Source organism: Streptomyces sp. DSM 42067 (assembly GCF_055792885.1).
On record NZ_CM147706.1, the window covers coordinates 6,676,160 to 6,698,359 of the forward strand.

The 22,200-nt window shown below is 67.0% G+C and carries 21 protein-coding genes and 2 pseudogenes; 14 read left to right on the forward strand and 9 right to left on the reverse strand.

Annotated features, from left to right (window positions below):
• The first annotated feature begins 94 nt into the window (after positions 1-94).
• The 3 genes from mycP (at position 95) to ACSMXV_RS30285 (ending at position 3,898) form a co-directional block, all read left to right on the forward strand.
• Positions 95-1,432 (forward strand): type VII secretion-associated serine protease mycosin, encoded by a 1,338-nt coding sequence (mycP, locus tag ACSMXV_RS30275; protein ID WP_473174320.1) that lies wholly within the window; start codon positions 95-97, stop codon positions 1,430-1,432.
• 364 nt (positions 1,433-1,796) lie between these two features.
• The gene (locus tag ACSMXV_RS30280) at positions 1,797-2,570 is read left to right on the forward strand and encodes a hypothetical protein (protein ID WP_473174321.1); all 774 of its coding nucleotides are present in this window, start codon (positions 1,797-1,799) and stop codon (positions 2,568-2,570) included.
• A 101-nt stretch (positions 2,571-2,671) separates the two neighbouring features.
• Entirely contained in the window at positions 2,672-3,898 is a 1,227-nt protein-coding gene (locus ACSMXV_RS30285; protein WP_473174322.1) for a S8 family peptidase, read from the forward strand.
• A 325-nt stretch (positions 3,899-4,223) separates the two neighbouring features.
• On the opposite strand, the gene ACSMXV_RS30290 is transcribed toward ACSMXV_RS30285, so the two are convergent.
• On the reverse strand, positions 4,224-4,562 hold the full coding sequence (locus ACSMXV_RS30290) for a GntR family transcriptional regulator (protein ID WP_473174323.1): 339 nt from the start codon (positions 4,560-4,562) through the stop codon (positions 4,224-4,226).
• A 152-nt stretch (positions 4,563-4,714) separates the two neighbouring features.
• On the opposite strand from ACSMXV_RS30290, the gene ACSMXV_RS30295 reads away from it, so the two are divergent.
• Together ACSMXV_RS30295 and ACSMXV_RS30300 are read left to right on the forward strand one after the other, a co-directional pair.
• Positions 4,715-5,065, forward strand: a complete 351-nt coding sequence (locus ACSMXV_RS30295) for a hypothetical protein (RefSeq protein WP_473174324.1) — start codon at positions 4,715-4,717, stop codon at positions 5,063-5,065.
• On the forward strand, positions 5,065-5,463 hold the full coding sequence (locus ACSMXV_RS30300) for a hypothetical protein (RefSeq protein ID WP_473174325.1): 399 nt from the start codon (positions 5,065-5,067) through the stop codon (positions 5,461-5,463). The genes ACSMXV_RS30295 and ACSMXV_RS30300 overlap by 1 nt, the downstream gene beginning before the upstream one ends.
• A 262-nt stretch (positions 5,464-5,725) precedes the next feature.
• On the opposite strand, the gene ACSMXV_RS30305 is transcribed toward ACSMXV_RS30300, so the two are convergent.
• The gene (locus tag ACSMXV_RS30305) at positions 5,726-6,232 is read right to left on the reverse strand and encodes a hypothetical protein (protein ID WP_473174326.1); all 507 of its coding nucleotides are present in this window, start codon (positions 6,230-6,232) and stop codon (positions 5,726-5,728) included.
• Between the two features lie 298 nt (positions 6,233-6,530).
• On the opposite strand from ACSMXV_RS30305, the gene ACSMXV_RS30310 reads away from it, so the two are divergent.
• The 4 genes from ACSMXV_RS30310 to ACSMXV_RS30325 all read left to right on the forward strand — a co-directional run bounded on the left by ACSMXV_RS30310 (position 6,531) and on the right by ACSMXV_RS30325 (position 11,017).
• Positions 6,531-6,968 (forward strand): hypothetical protein, encoded by a 438-nt coding sequence (locus tag ACSMXV_RS30310; protein ID WP_473174327.1) that lies wholly within the window; start codon positions 6,531-6,533, stop codon positions 6,966-6,968.
• 97 nt (positions 6,969-7,065) lie between these two features.
• Positions 7,066-9,339 carry a PPE domain-containing protein gene (locus ACSMXV_RS30315; protein WP_473174328.1) on the forward strand — a complete coding sequence of 758 codons (2,274 nt, stop codon included), beginning with the start codon at positions 7,066-7,068 and terminating at the stop codon, positions 9,337-9,339.
• On the forward strand, positions 9,332-10,021 hold the full coding sequence (locus ACSMXV_RS30320; protein ID WP_473174329.1) for a hypothetical protein: 690 nt from the start codon (positions 9,332-9,334) through the stop codon (positions 10,019-10,021). Before ACSMXV_RS30315 ends, ACSMXV_RS30320 begins: the two co-directional genes overlap by 8 nt.
• A gap of 339 nt (positions 10,022-10,360) precedes the next feature.
• The gene (locus ACSMXV_RS30325; protein ID WP_473174330.1) at positions 10,361-11,017 is read left to right on the forward strand and encodes a hypothetical protein; all 657 of its coding nucleotides are present in this window, start codon (positions 10,361-10,363) and stop codon (positions 11,015-11,017) included.
• A gap of 620 nt (positions 11,018-11,637) precedes the next feature.
• On the opposite strand, the gene ACSMXV_RS30330 is transcribed toward ACSMXV_RS30325, so the two are convergent.
• The 4 genes and pseudogenes from ACSMXV_RS30330 to ACSMXV_RS30345 form a co-directional block, all read right to left on the reverse strand.
• A complete protein-coding gene (locus tag ACSMXV_RS30330; protein ID WP_473174331.1) occupies positions 11,638-12,102 on the reverse strand; it encodes a hypothetical protein in 465 nt (154 codons plus the stop codon).
• A gap of 445 nt (positions 12,103-12,547) precedes the next feature.
• Positions 12,548-12,934 (reverse strand): hypothetical protein, encoded by a 387-nt coding sequence (locus tag ACSMXV_RS30335; protein ID WP_473174332.1) that lies wholly within the window; start codon positions 12,932-12,934, stop codon positions 12,548-12,550.
• A 496-nt stretch (positions 12,935-13,430) separates the two neighbouring features.
• A pseudogene (locus ACSMXV_RS30340) lies at positions 13,431-13,948 on the reverse strand (hypothetical protein).
• A gap of 239 nt (positions 13,949-14,187) precedes the next feature.
• On the reverse strand, positions 14,188-14,811 hold the full coding sequence (locus ACSMXV_RS30345) for a hypothetical protein (RefSeq protein ID WP_473174333.1): 624 nt from the start codon (positions 14,809-14,811) through the stop codon (positions 14,188-14,190).
• Positions 14,812-15,703: 892 nt separating this feature from the next.
• Between ACSMXV_RS30345 and ACSMXV_RS30350 the strand changes: the two genes are divergently transcribed.
• The 3 genes from ACSMXV_RS30350 to ACSMXV_RS30360 are packed head-to-tail and all read left to right on the forward strand — an operon-like array spanning position 15,704 to position 18,557.
• Positions 15,704-16,033 (forward strand): hypothetical protein, encoded by a 330-nt coding sequence (locus ACSMXV_RS30350; protein WP_473174334.1) that lies wholly within the window; start codon positions 15,704-15,706, stop codon positions 16,031-16,033.
• Entirely contained in the window at positions 16,030-17,118 is a 1,089-nt protein-coding gene (locus tag ACSMXV_RS30355) for a WXG100 family type VII secretion target (RefSeq protein ID WP_473174335.1), read from the forward strand. The genes ACSMXV_RS30350 and ACSMXV_RS30355 overlap by 4 nt, the downstream gene beginning before the upstream one ends.
• Positions 17,115-18,557 carry a hypothetical protein gene (locus tag ACSMXV_RS30360; RefSeq protein ID WP_473174336.1) on the forward strand — a complete coding sequence of 481 codons (1,443 nt, stop codon included), beginning with the start codon at positions 17,115-17,117 and terminating at the stop codon, positions 18,555-18,557. The genes ACSMXV_RS30355 and ACSMXV_RS30360 overlap by 4 nt, the downstream gene beginning before the upstream one ends.
• A gap of 109 nt (positions 18,558-18,666) precedes the next feature.
• On the opposite strand, the pseudogene ACSMXV_RS30365 reads toward ACSMXV_RS30360, so the two are convergent.
• Positions 18,667-18,861: pseudogene (locus ACSMXV_RS30365) on the reverse strand (DUF6228 family protein); the annotation flags it as partial.
• 876 nt (positions 18,862-19,737) lie between these two features.
• Between ACSMXV_RS30365 and ACSMXV_RS30370 the strand changes: the two are divergent.
• On the forward strand, positions 19,738-20,496 hold the full coding sequence (locus ACSMXV_RS30370; RefSeq protein ID WP_473174337.1) for a hypothetical protein: 759 nt from the start codon (positions 19,738-19,740) through the stop codon (positions 20,494-20,496).
• Positions 20,493-21,179: a hypothetical protein gene (locus ACSMXV_RS30375; protein WP_473174338.1), complete on the forward strand. Its 687-nt coding sequence runs from the start codon at positions 20,493-20,495 to the stop codon at positions 21,177-21,179. The genes ACSMXV_RS30370 and ACSMXV_RS30375 overlap by 4 nt, the downstream gene beginning before the upstream one ends.
• A 188-nt stretch (positions 21,180-21,367) precedes the next feature.
• On the opposite strand, the gene ACSMXV_RS30380 is transcribed toward ACSMXV_RS30375, so the two are convergent.
• Both ACSMXV_RS30380 and ACSMXV_RS30385 read right to left on the reverse strand, forming a co-directional pair.
• Positions 21,368-21,562: a hypothetical protein gene (locus ACSMXV_RS30380; RefSeq protein WP_473174339.1), complete on the reverse strand. Its 195-nt coding sequence runs from the start codon at positions 21,560-21,562 to the stop codon at positions 21,368-21,370.
• Between the two features lie 11 nt (positions 21,563-21,573).
• On the reverse strand, positions 21,574-22,158 hold the full coding sequence (locus ACSMXV_RS30385) for an ArsR/SmtB family transcription factor (protein WP_473174340.1): 585 nt from the start codon (positions 22,156-22,158) through the stop codon (positions 21,574-21,576).
• Between the last annotated feature and the right edge of the window lie 42 nt (positions 22,159-22,200).

Sequence of the window (22,200 nt, forward strand, 5' to 3'; positions counted from 1 at the left end):
TCGCTAGCGCTTGGTGCTCACTGGCACGTGACAGGATGCGTGGGCGTGGCCTCCGGGCCACGCCCACGTTCGGTAATCGGAGAGGGAAGACGGAATGGCCTTCACGCGAACGATGCGTGCACTGAGCGCCACGGCACTGACTGGCGCGCTGATCCTGACGGCGGCTCCCGCTGCCTCTGCCGACCAGACCAGACGTGACCAGTGGGCGCTGGAAGCATTGCAGGCCGAATCCGTCTGGAGAATCTCGAAGGGCAAAAGCATCACCGTTGCCGTGATCGACACAGGCGTGAACGCCGAGCACGTTGATCTGAAGAACAACGTCCTCAAGGGCAAAGATTTTGTGGACGGCGACGATGACGCCTCGCCTGAAATCTCGGAGCAGGCCTCCCACGGTACAGCGATGGCCTCGATCATCGCTGGCCACGGACATGGTTCAGGAGCAGCAGACGGTGTTATGGGGCTAGCGCCAGAAGCCAAGATTCTCCCTATCCGCGCGGATCTAGCCGGGTTCGCTGACGAGATCCGCTATGCGGTGGACAATGGGGCCTCGGTCATTAACGTTTCCATGGACATTAGTGACTCGAGCTATGAATTGGGCGGGGCTCCCGAAGATCTTGAGGCGATCTCCTACGCACTAAAGCGTGACGTCCTAATCGTGGCTGGAACCGGGAACGATGGGAATCGCAGAGTTGCATTCCCTGCCATAGCTCCAGGCGTCTTGGCTGTGGGAGGGGTTAAGCAAAGCGGTGCCATCTGGGAGGACTCCAACTACGGTCCCGAAGTTCTGCTTACCGCCCCCGCCACGCGCATTGTGCATGCAGGGTGGCCCGGCAATAAGCTCACTATCGGAGACGGAACTTCAGACGCTACGGCCTTCGTATCAGCAGCGGCGGCCTTGCTCCGGTCAAAGTTTCCTGACCTTACGGCGGGGCAGATTGCGAATCGCCTCGTTAAGACTGCCGTACTACCAGATTCTGCTAAGGGACTTTCTCTCCCTGATGAGAAGTACGGCTACGGCACCATCCGCCCGCTCGCTGCACTGACGAAGGACATCCCCGCGGGCTCAAAGAACGGACCGCTCAAGGTCCCCGGACCTGAGAGCCCCGCCGCTGCTCCGAGTACCGGCAAGTCTGACGCCGACTACGCCGCAGAAAACGAAAAGGCAGACCAGAAGCAAATGCTCTTCTTCGCCGTCCTCGGTCTTGTCGCCCTGGCCGTGATCGGCCTGATCGTGCTCCTGATCGTGAAGCTGTCCCGGCGCAACAAGAACAACAACGGGGGCCCCGGCGGTCCTGTCGGCTACCCGCAATACGGCCAGCAGCCCAACGCGCCGCAGCAAAACCCGTACCAGCAGCAGCCCTTGCCGCCGCAGCAGAACCCGTACCAGCAGCAGCCCACCCCGCCTCACAGCCAGTGGCCGCCCCAGCAGTAGCTGCCGAGAGTGACGTAGACGACCAGAGGGCGTGATGCTTGGTCGCATCGCGCCCTCTCGGTGTAGAGGATCCAGGCGAGGGGCAGTTCGCTCCAGTTTGGGGCTTGGCGTGGACCAAGGGCGCCGGGCCTAGAGCAACTAACGGTCAGCAGGCCGTTTATCTCCCCTTGTTCCTATGCGACTTCCCATAACCCGGTAGGTTGATCGCGACCACACTTCGCGACTTGATCAGGGCAGGCTTGGGCCATTGATCGAGCCGTCCTAAAGGAATGTATCAGTGCAATCCAATCAGCCTCCGTGGTACGGGCATACCAGTTCCGCCTCATATGGTGCTTTGCCTCAAGCGCCGGCTCCTCCGCCAGGAATGCCGGGGCCGGCCTACCAGCCCGTACCGCCTGCGAAACCAAAAGGCCGAGCCCGCAAGGTCTTCGGTGTTCTGCTGGTCGTTTTCGGTGTGCTGCCGCTTCTCGGCGCAGCCCTCACCGTCTACCAGAACTTTAAGAACGCCAAGCAGCAGAACTCCAACGACGCCTTCATACCCAAAGCATGGCACAACCTGAAGAGCGATGAGCTTTTCCCTGACCGTCTCACCCACGAGACGGTCGACGGGAAGAGCCAGATGTGGGCGCGGCAGGGGATCGCCAAGGAGACCTCATGCAAGGAGGCGTTCCCCGCTGACTTCGTGAACAACGTGATGGCGGACCGCTGCAAGTTCGTACTCCGGGCGACTTATACCGACCTCGGCGGCGAGATGGCAGCGACCATCGGTCTCGTGGTGGCCGCATCGCCCGACCAGGCCAGGGAGATCGTCTCCGAGATCGACAAGGACCAGAGCGAGAAGCTGAATAAGGTTCACGTACCGACGGTCCGGCCGTTCGCCGTTCCGGGTACTCCAGCTGCCGAGTGGAGCGAGGAGATGGGCATCGGCGGCGCCTCGGAACAGGTATTTATGGTGCCGGAATCGCCGTATGCCGTGACCATCACGGTCGGCCCCACGGACCCCTCCCGTTCGGTTGGCCAACTGCCTGAACCTTGGGACGTGATGGCCCATCGGGAAAAGCGACCCTACCTCGGCGTGGCGAAAAATCTCGCGCGCATCTATGCCCAGGACCTGCAGAGGACGGTGCAGGGCAAGTGATCAAGCGACTTACTGCCAGCGCCTTGCTGGCATCCTCACTGACAGTGGCTGGCGCCTCGACAGCATCCGCTGCGATCCCGAACGGCTGGGAGCTGCCCGCCATGTCAGTCCCGGCCGCCCAAGCCATCAGCAAGGGCGAAGGCGTCACCGTCGCGGTTCTCGACACCGGCATTCGCACCGACCACCCTGCCCTGAAGGGCCGCGCCAAGGAGGGGCCGGACTTCCTCCAGGAGGACGACCAGTCGGAGTCCTGGTACGGCGACCACGGCACCTCGATGGCGTCCAGCGTCCTCGACGTCGCCCCCGAAGCGAAAGTCCTCGGCCTGCGGGTGATCCGAGACCCGGACGACCCCGACTACCAGACCCCGGACGAGGTTATGGGTCAGGGTGGCAGCAGGGACAACAGTCACGGCCTCTCGCAGGCGATCACCTACGCGACAGATCACGGCGCCGACGTCATCTCGTTGTCACTCGGCTCTGGCAGCGTCTGGGACACCTACGACGAGGAGCAGGCGAAAGCCATCGAGTACGCCCTGTCCAAGGGCGTCGTGGTCCTCGCCGCCCTTGGCAACGAGGGCAACGTGGAGCGAGGGGAGGAAAACCAGGTCTCCTACCCAGCTGCCTACCCGGGTGTCATCTCCGTGGCAGCCTCGGTCCCGGACGGCTCCCGCGCGCCGTTCTCGTCCGTGCACTCCTACGCCGACATCGCCGCCCCAGGCGTCGTCATCAATGCAGCGGACTACCGCTCCAGCGGGCGCAAGCCTGTACAGGGAACATCGTCCGCTTGTGCATTGGCTGCGGGGGTGAGTGCACTGATCGTCTCGAAGTACCCGGATCTGCCGCCGCGCCAGGTGGCGCAGGTCCTTGAGGGGACTGCCTCGCATGCCTCCCGCGGCCACAGCGTGGAGACCGGCTACGGCGTGATCAATGCCCATGCCGCGCTCCGAGCCGCAGCCAAGCTCACTCCGGAGAAGCCGGTGGCGATCGGCAAGGCCGGGGCTGGCGTGCACTTCGGCCCCGGGGACGACGGCACGCCCCAGATGGTCACCTACGGCTTGGACCCCGAGTACTTCGCAATTGCGGCCGGCGGGGCCCTCACGGGTCTCCTCGCCATTCTCGGCGGCCTCTGGCTCTTCAAGAGCGGCCGCCGACTGCAACGTCAGGGATTCGGTGATGGTGGACCGGGTGGTTCTGCCGGTACCCCGCAATACGGCCAGCAGCCCGTTCCGCTGCAGCAGAATCCGTACCAGCAGGCCGTCCCGCCCCCGCGGAACCCGTACCAGCAGCAGCCCACCCCGCCTCACAGCCAGTGGCCGCCCCAGCAGTAGGCAAAGCGCATCCTGAGCCCGGCGGTGTAAAGCACCTCCGACTGCGGCAGGCTACGGCCGCAGTCGGAGGCGCTTGCTGTCCAAGACGGGGGCGCTGGCACCGGCAAGGGCGCAAGGTGCGTCTTCGAACTTGAGCGGTGCATGCACCAGCGGCAGCGCGGTCTTGGTTGTTGCTCGGGACAGCGATTGGCAGATCTGGGCCAGCTCCGGCGGCTGCGGCCAAGCCTTACCGAGATCGCAGTGGCCCAGATCTGCCAATCCTGCGGCGGCTTCACCGATCAACTTTGAAGACCCCGCATGGTCCGTCACCACGCGGCTGGACACGTCATGCCCTGTCCAGCCCATCCTCGTCGGCCGGGTCCTCGCCGGACGCGTTCGGCGGCTCCGCCTCGGACGGCTTTTGCTCGATGACGAACGAGCCCTTCCCGACAACGGTCCGCACGATGCCCAGCTCCGCGAGGAGGACCAGGGTCTTTCGGGCAGTGCCGCGGGCAACCCCGAATTCCTGGACTAGACGGTCCACGCCCGGCACAGCACGCCGCGGGGGGTAGTCGCCGCGCTTGATGCGGGCGACCAGGACAGCCGCAAGCTGCAGATAGAGGGGGTCCGGTGCGTCGCGGTCCAGCTCGTCATCGGGACCGTACCCTTCGGGGATCTCAGTCATGGTCGGAACGTACGGGGGCAGGGGAAGCCTGATTAATTCATGTCATGCCATGGCATGGCATGACCAGGTGCCTGTATCGTCGCCCACAACAAGGACCCCCGCGACCGCTGCAACGGCCCGGGGGAGTGGCCACCGCTTACGGGAGCGATGACATGACAGACCTTATCCGTGCCCTCACCGACCTGTGGAAGGTGGTGTTCGGCCCACGTCCGCAGGGCCGTCACCGTGCCGACCGGGCGGCCGCCGTGCCGCCGTTGCTCGCCCCTCCGATCCCTCCGGCGCCTCCGGCCTGGCCCAGGTCGCCGAGGCCGAGGAGTCCCTACGGGCTCGACGGGCCGCTGAACGGCCACGAGACGGCCCTGGTCCGCCCGTATCTCGTCGCCCACGAGGAGCAGGAGGCGCAGAGGGAGCGGCGGATGGCGCTGCTGCTGGCGCTCGATGGGTTCGACGTCGGCCCGGACGTGATCCACGGTGTGCGTGTCGGGGTGGGGGTGGCCGCCTGATGCACGACGTCCCGCACCGCAGCATCACCGACCGCGAATGGGCAGCTCCCGGCGACAAGTGCGACCCGGGGGACACGCACGACCTAGTAGGCGGCCCGTGCGCGTTGTGCGGCTCACCGCACGGCCCCCACGCGACCGTCACCGACGCCGCCACAGGCCGGCACCAACAGCTCTGCCAGCAGTGCGCCCGCAGCGGCCGACCTGCCGCACGTCGGCCCCTGCGGATGTGCGTGCGCTGCGACATGCTCACGGACGCTCCGGTCCTCGTCTCCGAGGTGCATCAGGCGAGCGGCCCCGGCTGGAACGTATACGCCTGCCCGGGCTGCGCTCCTTACTTCCCGCCCCTGCCGGACGTGCTCGACCTCTTTCCCCGCCGCAGGGAGGAGGGTGAGCGGTGAAGGCCCGGATCCGGCGCACCGGGGCGCCTCGTGCATGACCCTGCGCGCCTACCGGGTCGGCGTTGACGGGCCTTCGAAGTTGAGCGGTTCGGCCCCTTCTCGACGACGGCGTCAGCTCGCTGGGGTCTTCCCGCGGGATGTGACACTTCAGCGCCGAGTGTCACATCCCCCACGCCTCGTCGGCCAGGCGTCTGTGCCCCTCGCGCACCGCACAACTGGCGAATGGGCATCACGCAGGCAAGCGGGTGTAGTCCCGCCAATCTCACAGCTTGCCGGTGATGACTCCGCGCCAGGTCCAGCCCGACTTCAGGACGACGCTCTGCAGGGGGTCCTTCAGGTCGTCGCTGTCGAAGCTGAACGTCTCTTCTCGGCTGCCGTCCTCGTCTCTGCCGAGCGACCAGCGCTTCGAGACGGTCTTCACCTGACCGCGCTGGACCTCTGACGACAAGGCGAGCCTGGGGGTGTCGCCGACCCAGTCGACCTCGAATTCCTGGTCCAGGGCACGGACTTCGTTCTTCTCCGGGACCAGGCGCATATGAATCTTGAACACTCGGCTCAGCTGAGTACGAAGGAAGAATGTTCGCCAGGCCGGCTCCAGGAGGCGCCACTCGGCCACCAGGTCCGCGCCCTCCTCGCGGCCGTCCCGGATAACGTACGGAACGTCAGGACTGTTGAGGCCGAGCAGGGCCGCGTGCACCTCATCGGCGGATAGCGGGGCGATGCCGTCGGCGGGGCGCTTGGTTCCGGTCAGCTTGTCGAAGAGTCCCATGACGTCAACCTAGAGCCATGGCACGGTCAGGCAGCGACAGGTCGAATTCGAGTTGCTCGGCCAGCGGTACCAACCAGCGGGCGCATCAGCTCGTCGAGCAGTCGCTGAGCGGTGGGCCACTCAGGGGAAGATCCGGTATCTTCTGCCGTGATTGGCATGTCCTTGCTCACGTGGCCGAGCGCGGCGCTCGGTCGGCGGGAGCACCGTCACGCCGTACGGATGAGACGAACAACCCCCGTAGGCAAGTGCGCGAGGCGGGCATGCCGGCCACTGTTGTCAACGGGGATGGGACAAAGGGATGAGCACTCCCTTCGATGCGCCACAGCACAGCGGAACCGCTCAGATGCGGTTGAACTCCGTACCCGCGGAAGGCGGTGGCGGTGGGGGTGCCAGCGGGACCGCCAAGGTCGACACCCAGCGTCTGGACGAGGCAGCCAATGCTCTCGTCGAACTGCGTGGTGACACCGAGAACGTCGACAACGCCGCCGACGAGGACACCATGAGCGCCGTCATGGGCCTGAACAAGCACACCGCTCCGGGCTTGCCCGAGGCGGGCTCCTGGGCCACTGCCGGCTCCCTGATGACCATGGACGTCCGCTGGGGCTCCCAGGTCATGAATCTCAAGCGCATGCTTCAGGACATCAGCGACAAGCTCCACACCACCACCGGCCACTACACCCGCACCGAGCAGGAGGAGCAGGCGCGTCAGCGCGCGATCAACTCTCCCTTCGGATAAGCCGGGCCCCGGGCCGGAACACTGCCCGGGACAGACCGCAAGGCCGGACCAGAACCAACCGCATCCCCGTCCACGGGACGGATAGGAGCTGTCGCACGTGGTGTCCATCCCCTACCTCGACAAGGCCGACCTCGGCCCGCTGGCTGATGCCGCCGCTTCCTGGAAGGCGCTCCCGGCCAAGTACGAGGCGCTGCAGCGCGAGTTCGAGCAGCGTGTCATCAACCACCTCAAGGGCCACTGGGAGGGGGACGCGGCCGAAGCGGCCTTCGCCACCATGGCCAAGGCCCGCACGGAGTACGAGAACGCCGCTACCGAGGCGGGCCGCATCGGCAAGCTGCTGCAGGATGCCCACAGCGAGTTCGGCACCTGTCAGAAGCAGCTCCGCGCCCTCCTCGACGAGGCTCGCAACGACAAGTTCCACGTCTCCGAGGACGGGAGGATCGAGGATGTCGATCCCCGCTGGGACAGCCCGACCGCCTCCGCATCGCCGGGCTTCGCCACCGAGCGCAAGGAGAAGCTGGACTCGCTCGTATCCCGTCTGCAGCGGATCCTGGAGCAGGCCACCGCCGCCGACGAAGCCGCCAGCGCCGCCCTGGAACGCGACGCGAACGGCGACAGCCAGTCCTTCAACACCAGCGTCTACACCAGCCTCGACGCCGCAGAGATCGACCAGGCTACGAGGCTCGCCCAAAAGGGCGAGAACATGACGGACGCCGAACTCGACAAGCTGAACCGCATCCTGCATGCCAACAGCAAGGATTCCGACTTCACCACCGGTTTCTACGACAAGCTCGGCCCCCAGAAGACCCTGGACTTCTACGCCAACCTCACGGCCCAGGCCGGTGACGAGCCGGACTCGAAGCGCTTCAAGGAGGTCCAGGAGCTTCAGAAGAACCTGGGCTACTCCCTGGCCACGGCCACCGAACCGGACAACAAACCTCACCTGTCCGACAAATGGAACGAGGAGCTGCGCGCCCAAGGCGCCCAGAAGTTCACGGTCAGCGACAACACCGGTTATCCGTACCAGCCTTACGGATACCAAGTCCTCGGCGGCATCCTCCGGTACGGCGAGTACGATTCGCACTTCCTCACTCCCATAGCCCAGCACGCGGTCTCCCTGGAGGCCAGGAACCCGGACATGTGGATCGAGAACTCTCCCCGCGGTTCGCTGAACGAAGACGTCACGTCCAACCCCTCCGGGAAGGGCGGCGACGGCTTCGACCCCATGACCGGCATCATGGAAGGCCTCGGCCACAGCCCCGCGGCCGCCGAGGACTTCTTCACCGGCGATGTGGTCGCCTACAACGAGAACGGCACCGTCGACCCGAACGGCACAGTCAAGGTCGACTACGGCGACGGAGAGAAGGACGTCTCCTCCTACCTGGACTACTTCACCGACTCCGAACGCGACTGGCTGCCCGACACGGCCAGCCGCGACCTTGAGGAAAGCGCCAAGGCCACCCAGCACGGCCCCGATGCGCTGGGACACGCCCTGGAGGCGGCCACCAGCGGTGTGGCGTACGACTACGAGGGCACGGACCTGCCCAAGCACAGCGAGGGACAAGCCCGGTTGGTGAATGACATCGTGGAGAAGTTCGGCGGCGAGGGTGGTGGCGAACTGATCAATGGCAAGGACGGTGCGCCGCTGGAGCCGATGCGTGACAGCCTTGGACATATCGCCGCCACCTATATGGGTGACATCCAGCGGGGTGTGTCGGGCGACGACGATCTACCAGTCCATGGCGCATCAGCGAACCTGGGCCGAGCCACCACTCAGGCGTTCCTCGCCGAAGTCGGGCAGGATCCTGATGCCTACCAGGCCATCACCGCTTCCCAGCAGGCCTACACGGCAGGTCTGGTGGATCAGGCTGTGAACGGGCAAAGCAACTCCGAAGTCCCAGTCAGCGACCGTGTCGCCAGCGCCGTGCACCCGGGAGCAACCGTTGCAGGCATCATGAGCGAGGCTCGCGCAGATGCTGTTTGGGACACAAAGCGCGCCGATGACGAGGAGTTCAATAGCAACGCACAGGACGCCGGCAAGTGGGTCGGGAGAGGCGCCGGACTTGTCACAGGAGCCATCAGGGTTCCTGTCGTGGGCGATGTCGCGGGCTGGATGGTCGAGGACGTGACAGACAGCGTTCTGGAGTCCATCAAGCAGGACAGCACCCCTGAGGCCAAGGACGAGGCTGGCCGTGACTACAGCAACGGCCAGGCGGAGGCCGTTCGGTCCGCCAGGGAGGCAGCCCGACTGGCCGGCGAACGCAGTAACTACAACGAACCGACCATTCGAGGTCTGGAAGACGCCGCCGGTCGTGAGGCTCAACAGAGTCACTCGGCTGGCGCCAAGGCTGAGGATGCGCGCCATGGATGACCAGCGAGCGTCAAGTAAGAGGTCAAAGCTCCCGATCTACGGGCTGGTAGTCGTCCTGCTCCTGGCTGCAATTGGTGGCGGCGTCGCGTGGTGGATTCAGGGAAGAGAAAACAGCAGCAGCCAGGCATCTCGTCCCGTTCTGCCTGCCACCCTGTGCAGTACATCAATCTCCACTCGCCCCATCAGCGAGTTTCACGCGGGACCCAAGGACTACGTCAGGATGCGTGATGGCAGATCCGGAGGCCTTGACGACCGTCTGGAACCGTACTCCGTTGATCAGGGCGAATTGATGTGCTCGCTGGATATAGACGGTGACGCCATCATCATCACTGCGTCGCTGGAGGAGAGCCACATCAGCCAGTCGGACGTCGACACTGAGGTTGAGAACAATGGGGCCAACGCCATAACTTGGGGTAAGGCAAAGGGATACGTCTCTGGTGCGGGCACCAGTGAGCTGGGGGTCGTTTACTTCCCGTGCACTCTCCGGAACAGCGCAACGGACGAGCAGCTGGACTGGGCGGTACGTGCCAGTGTGGCGGCTCCGGCGTTGCGGCAGGACAAACTGGATGGGCGCAAGGCCATCATGGCCCTCACAGCCGATGTCACCGCCTACGTGGGCAAGCACTCAGCGAAGTGCCTCAACGTGAAGGAACTCCCCAGCGCGCCCCCGGTCCTGAAGTGACAACCGGACGTCTCGAGGAAAGCGCCAAGGCCCCAACCCAGTACCCGGTGCGCCGTGGACCGGCAGAGGCTGAGCACTTGCCAATCGCCCTGGCGGCTCCGGCCGGTCCCATGAGTGACGATCTCTGAGCTGAAACGGCTGGGTGCCCGGCTCCCAGAGGGACGGGCACCCAGCCGTTGCCTGTGTCGCAGCTACTCAGCGGTGGGGAGAGCGACCAAGGAGTACCTTCTGGTCCATCGAGGAGTTCTTGCTGACACACAGGGATCTCACGGCCGCGGCAGCGGACGGCTACGACCAGGGCGAGAGTTCTCGCTCTCCCAACAAGAGGGAAGACTGGGAATGGCGAAGCGCAAGACACTCACTCTCGCCGTAGCCACCCTGCCGCTCCTGGCCATGGTTACGGTGGGCTGCTCGGATGAGAAGAACGAGAAGGAGGGAGTCCCAGTTCCGCAGCTCGCCAAGGAGTTCTGCGACTCCTCGCTGACGCCTGCAGCAGCGAAGGCTTTCGAGAAACTCTATGCCGGGCAGAATGTCAAAGAGGCATCGGACAGCGGAAAGCTGACCGAAGCGGCTGAGGAGCTGAAGCAGGCGACGGGTGACGATGTGAGCACGTGCGGGGTCGTTTCGTATGGGTCGGTGGACTACGGGATGCGCATCGAGTTTGGCTGGTCCTACGGCCCCTGGAGCCCTGACGATACCTCTGAATACGCATTCTTCACCGCGGGCGACCGAGCCTTCTCCAATGGACGGTTCGCGTACGTACTCGTGAAGTGCAGCGCATCCGTCCCGAAGCTCGATCCCGACGAGGAGCACTACCTTCTCGCCAGTCTGAATGGCCCGGAAGCGGATCTCCCTCTTGCCGAACGCCAGAAGCTCCTGGTCTCGATCGTCTATCCGGTGTTGCGGAAGATGGCGGGAGTTGTGGGGTGCAAAGAAGCGGCCGACCTCCCGGCTTCGCCATCGCTGAGCACCACGGCCGCCCCAGAGGCGACCTGACGGTCACGCGGCATTGCATGCAAGTTCGGCCCTTCGTAACGCAGACAGGGATTGCGCACCGGCGGCTTTGCCAGCTGCGCGGCCACCGAGGCCGTCCGGACGCGGGTCGGCCTCTGCGGATGTCCGTGCGCTGCGACGTGCTCACGAACACCGCGGTCCTCGTCTCCGAAGTGCACCAGGCGAGCGGGCCCGGCTGGAACGTGTACGCCTGCCCCGGCTGCGCTCCCCCATTTCCCACCCCCGCCGGACTTACTCGACCTCTTTCCTGCCGCAGCGAGGAGGACGAGCGGTGAAGGCTGGGACCCAACGGGGCCCAACACGCTGGAGCCCTCGTACACGGCATTGGCGTTGGTGGCACCTGTATCGGCGAACCCCAGGCGAGCGCCATGGACTTCGCGGACCTGGAGGTGATGCCGCAGCCTTCTTCAGCCCAGGTGGGGCCGAACCATCGTGGACCTGCGTTCGTTGAGGAGCCGAAGCCGATCGAGCGGCTGGCAAGGTGGTCATCGAAGTCACCTGAAAACGTCGCGCTGAGGGCTACTTAACTCGGGGAGCAGCCTGGGGAAACGGGCCGGCGGAAACGCCGATACCGTGCCCCAGGCCGACTCAACGCCTCGTACTCATCCCGCGTTCGGAGCCGGGTCGAGGTGGCTCAGCCGGACCGGGAACGCCTCCGGCATACGACGCCAGCCTTGGCCCATGAACTGGACCGAGCACCACGAACCATCGACGAAGCCGATCTCGTGGTTGCCGCCCACCACATCGCTTCGGTCACGGATCCAGGTCACGTTGCGAAGGTCCGTGGCCCACCCGGCCTCGACCGCACCGCGCGCGCCTGTGAGGGAACCCGCGCAGGACACGTACGCGAGCTGGAGGTGGTGGCTGGTGACCTGCATGACCACATACGCGCCGTTCTTGGTCCGGGGCGTGATGGCGCGCGCCAGGTGGCCGGCCATGCTGTTCCAGCCGCCGTGGAACGGCTTGCCCGGCTTCTTGGTCTCACGCCAGAAGACGGCCTCGAAGAACGCCTCGAACGGGTTCCAGGTGATGGAAATGAGGTTCGCGACCCCGTGCACCGGGAGCATGCACCAGCTCCAGAGCGTTCGGCGTTCTGATCGGAGGCTGCGTGGGCGGCGGAAATAGCCGGGCTTCGGTGCGCGAGCCGCCAGTGCGACCCGGTGCTCACCTCGCAGTACCTCTCCGGCGGGTACCACCGCCCTCGCCCGTTCGACCGACTCCCGGTTCCGGTCCGTGCCGCTCACCCGAAAACTTCCCTCACTGTCTTGCCTGCGTGCGAAGGCTGCATGTCCGTGCGCTCGTCGAGACGCTGTGGGTCGAGACGCTGTGGATCGGGGCGCTGATGATACTCGTAACGCTCCTCCGGCACCCGGGCCCGTCTTCCAGTGTGGACGTACTCGCGACAGGGCCAGACCCAGCAACAGCGGCCGCTTGGGACCGGCCCAGCGGCTTCGGCTGCAGTAGCCGCGACGTGCCGCCCGACGGCTGCCGCGGTGGCCAGCCCAGGAGCTCTCAGCCGCCCACCTGCGCAGCGAACGACTCCGCATGCGTCGGCACCGACGCCACCATTGCAATCCACGACCCGTCCGCGAACACAAGCTCGAAACGGCCTCGCTGGAGAACCCCCTTGGGGTTCGCGCGGACCCCAAGGACAGCAGACCGCGGAGCCTCCCACTGCAGTTCAAACACCTGATTGGTCTGCCAGAGCTTTGCACGGTCCGCGAGGACGAGCACCCGGCGGTCGGTGAACGCGACCGCCAGCGTCGAGGCGGGCAAACGCGCGGCGGTGTAGTGCGTCACCAGGAATTGCCCGGCCTGGCTCTCCCAGCCGCCGTGCATGCTCTTGCCGTGGGCCGCGCGGGTGAGGGCATCGTCGGTCGCCTGCTGAGCACCTTCCATCGCCCGCTCCAACCGGGAGACGGACTTCGGTTCACTCGGCCGCAGGAACCTCTGTACTGCCCCGGGAAGGACGGACTTGACCCGGCGCTCCAGCTCCGACTCTTGGGGTGGCTGCCGCAACCAGACCGGCCGCTCTGGTACCCCAGGTGCCGTCTCGCACTCGCACACCGCGATTAGTTGCTCTCCGGACTGGAGGTGCGGTTGGACCTGGTCACGGCAGTCCTTATTCATCCCGTGTGTCTTTCTGGTCAGATGAGTGGTCAGCCGAAGGGATTGTCCCGGAACCGAGGTTCCACCGTCTGCTGATCGATGCTTGACGGATTGGCGATGCCCAGCCCTCACGGTCGGACGCGCTGGGGTTGCGGTTTCCCGCCAGTTGGTCGTCGAACTCTTCCTTGGCCGAATGAATAGAAGCAGCCCCATGCCGCGAAGCTCCGGTTTATCGACCCTCGGCGAATGAGCCTCACGAAGGCAAGCGGGGTGCGTCCCGCCGACCTCACAGCTTGCCGAAGACCACTCCGCGCCAGGTCCAGCCCGACTTGAGGACGGCGTTCTCGAGGGGGTCGCGCAGGTCCGCACCGTTGAAGCGGAAAGTCTCCGTCGCTTCGAGGCTGCCGCTTTCCCCGCGTTCGACCGTGTAGCGGCGGGAGACGGTCCTGTCGGGCCCGCGCTAGTACGCCCCTGAAATCTTGAGCTCCGGCGGATTCCCGACCCGGGTGACCTCCCACGATTCCTCGAGGGCCCGTACCTCATGGTTCTCCGGGACCAGGCGCATCCGGATCCGGACCGCCCGGGTCAGCTGCGACTCGACGAAGACGGCCTGCCAGGCGGGCTCCGCCATCCGCCACTCCGCGAGCAGGTCGGCGTCCTCCTCGGCGCCGTCGCGGATGACGTACGGGGCATCGGGCCGGTTGACACCGAGCAGGGCTACCCGTACCTCCTCGGTCGGGCGCGGCGCGGCGCGACGCCGTCGGCGGGGTGCTTGGTTCCCGTCAGCTTGTCGAAGAAGCCCATGAAATCAACCTATGAGGGGTCGGATTGACGGTGCAAGATCGGCCGCTTCGGCGGGACGCGCTACGAAGCCGCGCCGGTGTCCGGGCGTGCCGTGCGTACGAAGTCGCCCAGGAGACAGGGACGTTGGGACGCGGTGGCTGTCAGGACCAGTCGGATCACCGCCCGCCTGCGCGGATCGGCGAGCATATGGGTGGGGCGACCAGGATGCGGCTTCTTACGGAGCTCGGCCGCCGCCCAACTCAGCGTATGGGCAAGGCGTCGACCAGGGACTTCCACCCGGCCCCCTGTGCCTTCACGTCGCACCAGGACCTGTCCCGGAAGTGCCACCGCAGCGTGGCCTGCTGCTCGTCGTGGGCGTCCCAGACGGCAAGCTCCACACCGGCCAACTGCTCCCGGGGGACGGACCAAGCAGTCTCCGCCTCGTGCTCACCGACGTACAGGAGGCTGACCCGCCGTTCTCCGACGGCCAGCACGCGGTCCCTCCAGACGTACACAGCGATCCCGAGGCCCCCGGCCGCACTGTCCCATCCGCCGCCCAGTCTCTTCTCCCGCCGGCGCTTCTCCTTGCTCCGGCAGAGCCACAAGAGCCCTCGGAAGGGCATCAGGAGCAGGTCGCCGAGGAAATCCAGTGGGGCGGTGAGCCACGCGAGGAAGCCGGTCAACCACGCCCGCACCCTTACTCCGGCGGAGGGCTGGGGGCGGCGCCCGCCGTGGGGGCGGATGCGGGAGCGCGGCCGTCGCCGTTTCGGCGGCTTGGGCACCCGGGAGTGGCGTACCACGGGCTGCAGGTGGACGACGCGGTCTCCCTGGAGCGCTGTCATCGCCAGCTCTCGGAGTGCGGCGTCCGTCCTGGCCGTTGTCATACGAGCCCTCCCGTGTGTCCTGTTCCGTCGATCCTGCTGCAGGTCACCCGAAGGACGACGCCCTCCGGGCGGCCCTCGCGGGCCGGGCCACCGGGTAGCCCAGCGCCCGCCGCGGAGTCAGGCCCGGCGGCGCCTGTGTACGCCTGCCCCGACTGCGTTCCCCACCTCCCGTCCATGCCGGACGTGCTCGATCTCTTCCCCAGCCGCGGTGAGGAGGACGCGGGGTGAAGACCCGGACCCAACGGGAGCCAACACGCTGGGGGCTTCTCGTGCATGGCCCTGCGCACCTACCGTGTCGGCGTTGAGGGCACCGGCACAGGTGAATGCCAGGTGAGCGTCATGGACTCCGCGAACCTGGAGTTCACGACGCAGCCCCAGCCCTTCGGTCCAAGTGGGCAGCACCGTCCCGGGACGGACCGAGAGCCCCAGAGTTCCACTCATCCCCGTCACTCTTCAACTCCGAGGACCAGCCCTCCGATGCCATGACGGCCATGGTGCGATTCTGCCGACACCGCCGAAGTGCCCTGCAGGGATGGCGGCCGAGACTCATAACTGCTGGGTTCCGAGAGCGGCTGGGGAGGTCGGCAAGCGGAACGGGGCAACTCGGAGAGGTGACCTCGTGGCGTTGAGATGATGCATCGGGCCCTGACCTCGGATCGTCGTGCCCGGGGTGGCAACTCCGAATGGAGGGTCTGTGTGCATCCGGAACCCGAGTCTCCTCTGCGGCGTCGGAAGTACTAAGGTTGCAGGTCGATCTTCGGGCTCGGATGCCGACGCGCAACGGGGGAGCCCCATCGGCGATGGCTGGCACGGTTTGGTTGAACTGATCCATCGCTGTTCTTACCGCGCGGTGAGTGTGGCCGCCTACAGGGCTTGTGAAGGGAAGGTGTTCGTGTCCGACGAGTCATACGTCGATACCGGCGATATGCAAAAACTGGCGAGGAACTTTGAGAGCTACGCGTACGACTTGGAGAGTTACCTAAAGGCCTTTGCGCGGAAGACCGGCGAGGAGGCCATCAGCGATGGCTTCGGGGTGCTCACGGAGTCCGAAGAGGTCAACTTCGCCTACATCGAGTTCTCCTCGGACGTCACTGAGGCCATGACTTCGGTGCACCGGCACCTGGACGCGATCGGCGCGGCCTTGCGGCAGGTCACGCGTAATACCGAAGTGACGGACAGCGACACCTCGACCCTCTTCGGCAAGGCCGGGGGTGAGGGGTGAGCGGCGACGAGTCGGTGGCCGAGGAGATCCACGAGGCCGCGCTGGAGCTCATCAACCCTGGTGGGCGGCCGGAGATCCTGGAGGAGGCGGCCAAGGGCTGGCGGACGCTGGCAAACGAGGTGGACGAGGTGTTCGCTGCCCTCGACCGCCAAGTCAAGGCCACGGTCGGCGACAGCTGGCGAGGAGAGGCTGCTGAAGCGTTCCAGACCCACTGGAACGAGCTGACGTCTGCTGTCGACCAAATCACTCCACAGTTCGAAGACGCGGCGAAGGGGCTCGACGAGGCCGCCAAGGCCATCCGAGAGGTCAACGACGAGATCCATGACATCTACGTCGAAATCGGCATCTCGATCGGTGTCTCCATCGGCATGTCCGTCCTGACGATGGGCTTCTCTGCGGCGGCGGGCGCGGCGAGGGCCGCGCAGTTGGCCGCGCGGGCAGTCCAGGCAGCGGGACGGCTCGGCCAGTTGCTGAGGCAGGTGGCTACCATCTTCCGCACTCTGTATGCCAACAGGTTCGGCAAGATCGCGCTCCAGGGGCTGGCCAACTTCGCCGGAGGCACCGCCGGCGGGGTGGTGACCAGCCTGCTGAGCGGCAAGGGCCCGGAGTGGAAGACCAACCTCGTCGGTGGCGCCATGGGGGCCACGGCTGGCACTGCTGTGGGCAAGGGTGCTGAGGCGTTGATGGCAGGCCGCGCCGGGACCGCGTTCGTCAGCGGTGCGGCCGGCGGTGCGGCCGGTGGCTTCTCCGGCGACTACGCGAACGCCCTGAGGGAGGGCAAGGACTTCGACGTGGCTTCCGCAGGCATCACGGCGGTGACCGGCGGTGTCGCCGGCGGCGGCGCGGCCTCGTCTGTGAGCATGCACAACGCCTTCTCGCCTGGCATCACGCCGGGCCAGGAACTCACTGTCGATGTCGGTCTGAACTCGACCGTGCCGATCCCCGGCGGCGTTCCTGCGAACGAGGCCAAGGACGGTGTGGAGTCTGCGGACAAGGCTGCCGACAAGGCCGAGTCGGCGGCCGGCAAGGGCGCGGACAAGCTCAACAGCTCTGTGGCAGACGATGTGAGGAGAGTGTTCGGATGATTCCGCAGGAGGCGGAGACGCTGGCCCGCACAGGGCGCCGGACGCAGGCGCTCAGCGGGTGGGTCGCGGTGGTCGGCGTCCTCGCTGTGACGGTGCCGTTGCCGGCCTGGCTACTGTGGGGTGATGTCGGTCTGCGCCGCTCGACGAGCGCGGCCTGCCTCGCGGTGGTCGTCCTGTGCGCGGCGGCGGTCTGGCTGTTTCAACGGGTCCTTGCCCGCCAGGAACTGCCAGCTGCGTTCGCGGCGGTCCGTCCCCTCGGGATCGCCCAAGGGGGCCAGCCCCTGCCCAGGCGCCTTCCATCGAGCTGGCCGACACGAGCACGGGCCGCCGCCGCCCTGTGGTGCGCCGTGACCGCCGTGGTGGGCCTATGTGCGCTGGCTTCGGGAGACGCTGTACGGCCCGCCCAGGTGGAGCGAATCCACGCGTCGGGCGGCGAGGTCGGTCAGGTGCCGGTGAAAAGCGTCACCGGTACCGTGCGCCATGACCCCAGCCGGGGCGGCTCCTTCTACACCGCCACGGCGGTGGTTGCGCTGCCCGGCCAGAGTGCCGGACGGGCGCGGTCCGTCACCGTCGAAACTAAGACCAGCGATCCGTTGCACCCGGGCTCCATGGTGACGGTGCTGTACGCGCCGTCGGAGCCCGGGCTGGGGGCGATCCAGGGCCGCGCTGACGATCTCCGCCGGTCGCTGGCCGGAATGACGATGTCGTTGGGGCTGTCCCAGATCTTCCTCACTGCATGGCTGGTGTTCGCCGTGGCCGCAGCAGCGCTTGTCCTCAGAAAATCTCGGACGGTGCGCGGCTTCTCTGCGTCCGGGCGGCGCCTGCGCGCGCTCAGGGGAGCCTGCGTCGGCTCTGAGCGGTTCTCCCTCGGGGGCGGCAGGGACAAGGCGGAGAACGAGAAGAATTCCGACTGTCTGGTGATCGAAACGCCGTCCGGCACGGTCCACTTCATCCAGGATGTGCCCGCCGCGGCCCTGGCGGAGTGCATCGGGACGGAGCAGCTGTGGTTGTGCTGGGACGCTGAGCAGGGGCGGGACAAGGGCGGGTCTTCGCCCACGTCGGTCCCGGCGGCGCTGGTCGGCGATTCCGGGTGGGTGCTGCACGGTGCGATGCCGCTGGCCGAGGCCAGGCAGCTCGACGACCAGGCGGCGGTCCCCGGCGATGCGGGGGCACCGATCGATGCGGGGCGCAAAGTGCAGCTGTGGGCCCCGCGTTCGGCGTGGCCGCTGTACGTGTCGCCGGTCGGCCCGGTGGCCGTGGCGCTCGCCGCGGTGTGCGCGGCGGCGCTTGCGCTGTACGACCTGGACGGTTGGCGCTGGTGGATCGCGGCGAGCGGGCTGGTCTGCCTGGGCACGGCCGCGGCGGCGTACACCCTGGCGCTGTCACCGACCGATGAGGCGGCGAACAGCCGGGCGACATCTCCCGCGAGCAGCGGCTGAAAACAGGGTGGACTCAACCACGCGGACCGGCACCTGTGTCTGCGCTGCGGCGTCGGAAGTACCAAGAGGTCGTCTGACGTAATGGTTGCCCGGCCTTGGGGTATTCCGGCTACTTGGTTCCGCTGATGAGAAATGCGTGAATCTCGGCGGCGAGGTTCCGCATTTCCTCGCTGGCCGCATGCACGGCGGTGGTTTCGAAGTGCCACTCTTCGGAGGGCGACCGGTCGTGGATGCCCCACGTCAGGTGGACGTAGCCGCCGGAACGGTGCTCCGCCGAGAGGGTCAGGTCGTGTTCGAGGGAGCGCCAGGCCCTTGCTCTTGGTACTCGTCGAGCTCCGCCGGGGAAGACAGTGAAGGAAGTATTCGGGTGAAGTTCTCGGAGGTGCTTTCCTGGTCGGGCTTCAAGACCTGGATCTCAGGCCCCGACCATCATGCCGTCGCTCGTGAGGCCCGGGAACGGGCCGCGTCGGCTCTTCCTGCCGGGGAACGACTCGAGGATTCGCATGTCGTAGTGATCGGTGAAGGTGTGCCGATGCCCCCGAGCCGCCTCAGGCCGGACGTGTTCCCAGGGGCTAGGTCGACGACTGATCGTTGGCTGTCCCATGCGGGCAAGACCGAGCGGGTTTTGGATCGCCTGAACCCGGTGAACGCGGCGGTGGATGCGTTTGACGATCGGGGCAGCGGCAAGGGGCAGGCGCTGTCCGGTGACTGGGGGAGTGTTGCGGGGCAGATGGCCTGTTCGCTGGAGCCCCGCAACGGAAGCGGTGTCGTGTCGGTCCTCGTTCTGGGGGACCGCGGTCTGCACGTGGTCCACGTCCAGAAATCTCCGGACGGGCGAAAGGCGGGGCCAGCGGTCCAATACGGATGGGGGGTTCCTCGCGGGCGTATTGCCTGGTGCCGGAACCAAAAGGACGTAAAACACGGCACTCATGAGATCGGATTCGATGACGGATCATGGGTGCGAATCTTTTTCCCCGTTGGTGGCTGGGGGACGCTGGCGGAAGCACTTGCCAACAGCCCTGGGGGCTCGGGCCCGGTCCCGCATGCCTCCCGCTCGTACCGAGACGATGCACTGGAGCGGCAGCACAGGCCCGGCGGCCGCCGATGCACGGAAGGATGCGAGTGAGGATGCCAAGGCCCTGCGGGATCGGCCCGACCCACAGAGGTATGGAGCGTTCGGGTGAGCAGTGAGTGGACCATGGACAAGGACAGGAACGTCACCGGCGCGGTGACCGGTATCCGTCACCTCCCACGCTCTGGGAGGTTCGTCACCGTGGCCGCCCCGCTCGCCCTCGTGGCGCTGACTGCCGCGTGGCTCTTGCTGGGGGCCACGCCGGTGCGTGCCGCGGTCCTGTGGTGCTCGCTGGTCCTGCTCGCCGCGTGCGTGGTGATCTTGGGCGTGGCGGTGGTGGGCGGGGGCGGTCGGTCCCGCCGGGAGACCTACCGGCGGGCCGTGGAGGTCGCCTCGGTTACCCCGAGCCGTGGCGAGGGCACGGTGCCGTTGCGGCTGGGCGGCACGCGCTGGCTGTCGGCCCGCTCCGCGGGCGTGCTGGTCGCCGTCCCCACGCTGTTGGCCCTCTGGACAACGCTGGGCGCCGCCGACGGGCGGGGTTCGGGCACGAGTGCCGTGCTGGCCGAGGCGGGTGCGGTGATCGTGGAGCGTCCGATCGTGAAGATCGAGAACGAGGCCGCGGAGGGCAGCAGCCCCCGCGCCGCCGCCACGGCCGACTACACCGTCCTGCTTCCCTCGCCAACCGGGCGGGACGGCGTTCCAGCGACGTTCGAGGCGTCCACCAATCGGCGCCAGGCTATCGGCAGCGAGCTGTACGTGGCGTATGTCCCGGAGCGCCCTGAGCTGGGTGCCATCGGTGACGACCAGCGTGAGGACGTGCAGCGTCAACTCGCCGGGCCGCCGTGCAGGTGGGCGACGCGTGGGTGATCGAGGGGCTGTGGGCCCTGGTGACCCTCACCCTGCTCGCCGGCTTGTGGGCGACCGGTAGTGTGCGGCGTCCTGCGCGTACCGTCGGCCCTGACTGGGAGGCGCTGCGGGTCACCGTCACCGGGGCCGGGGAGCACACCGACGCGCCGCCGCCCGGCAGTGCGGCGGCGGCCGATGAGAAGAAGCGCCGGGAGAACACCAGGCGGCTGAAGGGCCTTGTGCTGGACGGTGGCGGCCGGGAAATCCCCTTCCACTCCCAGATGGCCAGTGAACCTGCCGCAGAGGCGCTGTCCGGTGCGCGCGGCTGGCTGCTGTGGCATCCGCGGCAGCACCGGGGCCGGGACGTCCTTGCCGAGCTGGTGGGTGACGACGGCTGGCAGCTGCCCGGCGCGGTCCCGGTCCAGGTGGCTGAGCAGGTCGCGGAGGCGGGGCTCACCGTCCCCGCGCATCCGGACCCGCAGCGGCGGGTCCGGACGGTGGACATTGCGGCGGGCTGGCTCGTGACGGCATCCGTGCCGGTGGTCGCGGGGTGGGCGGTGGCGCTCGGCTGCCTGGCCGCCCTGCTGCTCGTTCCGGACGGCGGTGCCTGGCGGCTGTGGACGGCGGCGGTCGGTCTACTCGCCCCCGTCGTCGGCCACATCATGCGAGGGATGGCGAGCGACGGCGGCGACCAGGCGGGGTGAACACGCCCGCGAGCGGGCCTCTCACCGGGCTTACCGGTCAGAGGCCCGCTCGCTTGTTCCCTTAACAAAGCGCCCAGTGCTTGATCCCGCTCGGTAATGGCCCTCGGGGCTGTGGGGGGAGAGCTCACCGGCGGTTCCGCGGGCGCGGCTGTCCACCGGGCCACGGGCGGGCGGGCACTCTCCCCCACTCACGGCCTTGCGGGTGATGTGGCGACCAATGGTGCTGCGGCGAGCCGCAGGCCGACTTCCACGAGGGTCCAGCCGAGACGGACGCGCAGGTCACGGGGTTGCCTGGCCGCGACGGCGAGGCGGTAGGCGTCGGCTTCGGCGCTGAGTTCGGCGGCGCGAGTGCGGTGCAAGGCGAGGTGGGTCTCCGGGTGCATGGGCCGGCCTCTCAGTCCGTGTGGCTGGGGATGATGTGCGTGTGGACCCGCACTTGCTCGGTGTCCGGGGTGTTGTCGTCGGGCGCCTGGGCGCGGTACCTCTCCACGAGCTCGTGCATCTTGTGGTTGAGTTCGAGGGCGAGCTCGGGCGTGAGGCTCAGTGTCCAGTCGCTCATGTCCGAGGCGCGGTTCCACGCCTCGGACCAGTCGTCGCGGGTGCCGAGCCAGGTCGCCAGTTCCCGGGTGTGCTGGTTCGCGACTTCGTGCATGAACAGGTCGGCCGCCCCGCGTACCTCGGGGTCGCGGTCCTTGAGCAGCGCCCCGTCGAAGGTGACGCCCATGTGGACCGCTTTCCACCACCTCTCCCGCCCCTTGCCGTGCTCCGGCGCGTCCTCGACGAAGCCGTGCGCGGCGAGCTGACGCAGGTGGTAGCTGGTGGCGCCGCTGGACTCGCCCAGTTTCGTGGCCAGTTGGGATGCGGTGGCCGGTCCACCGCGCCGTAGAGCGTTCAGCAGCCGCATACGCAGCGGATGTGCGAGTCCGCGCAGCGAGCGGGCGTCGAGACTGTGGACCTGCGGGTCTTGCGGCTCGTTCATGCGTACAAAGATACCGTTGCAAAGAAATGCTTGCAACGATTT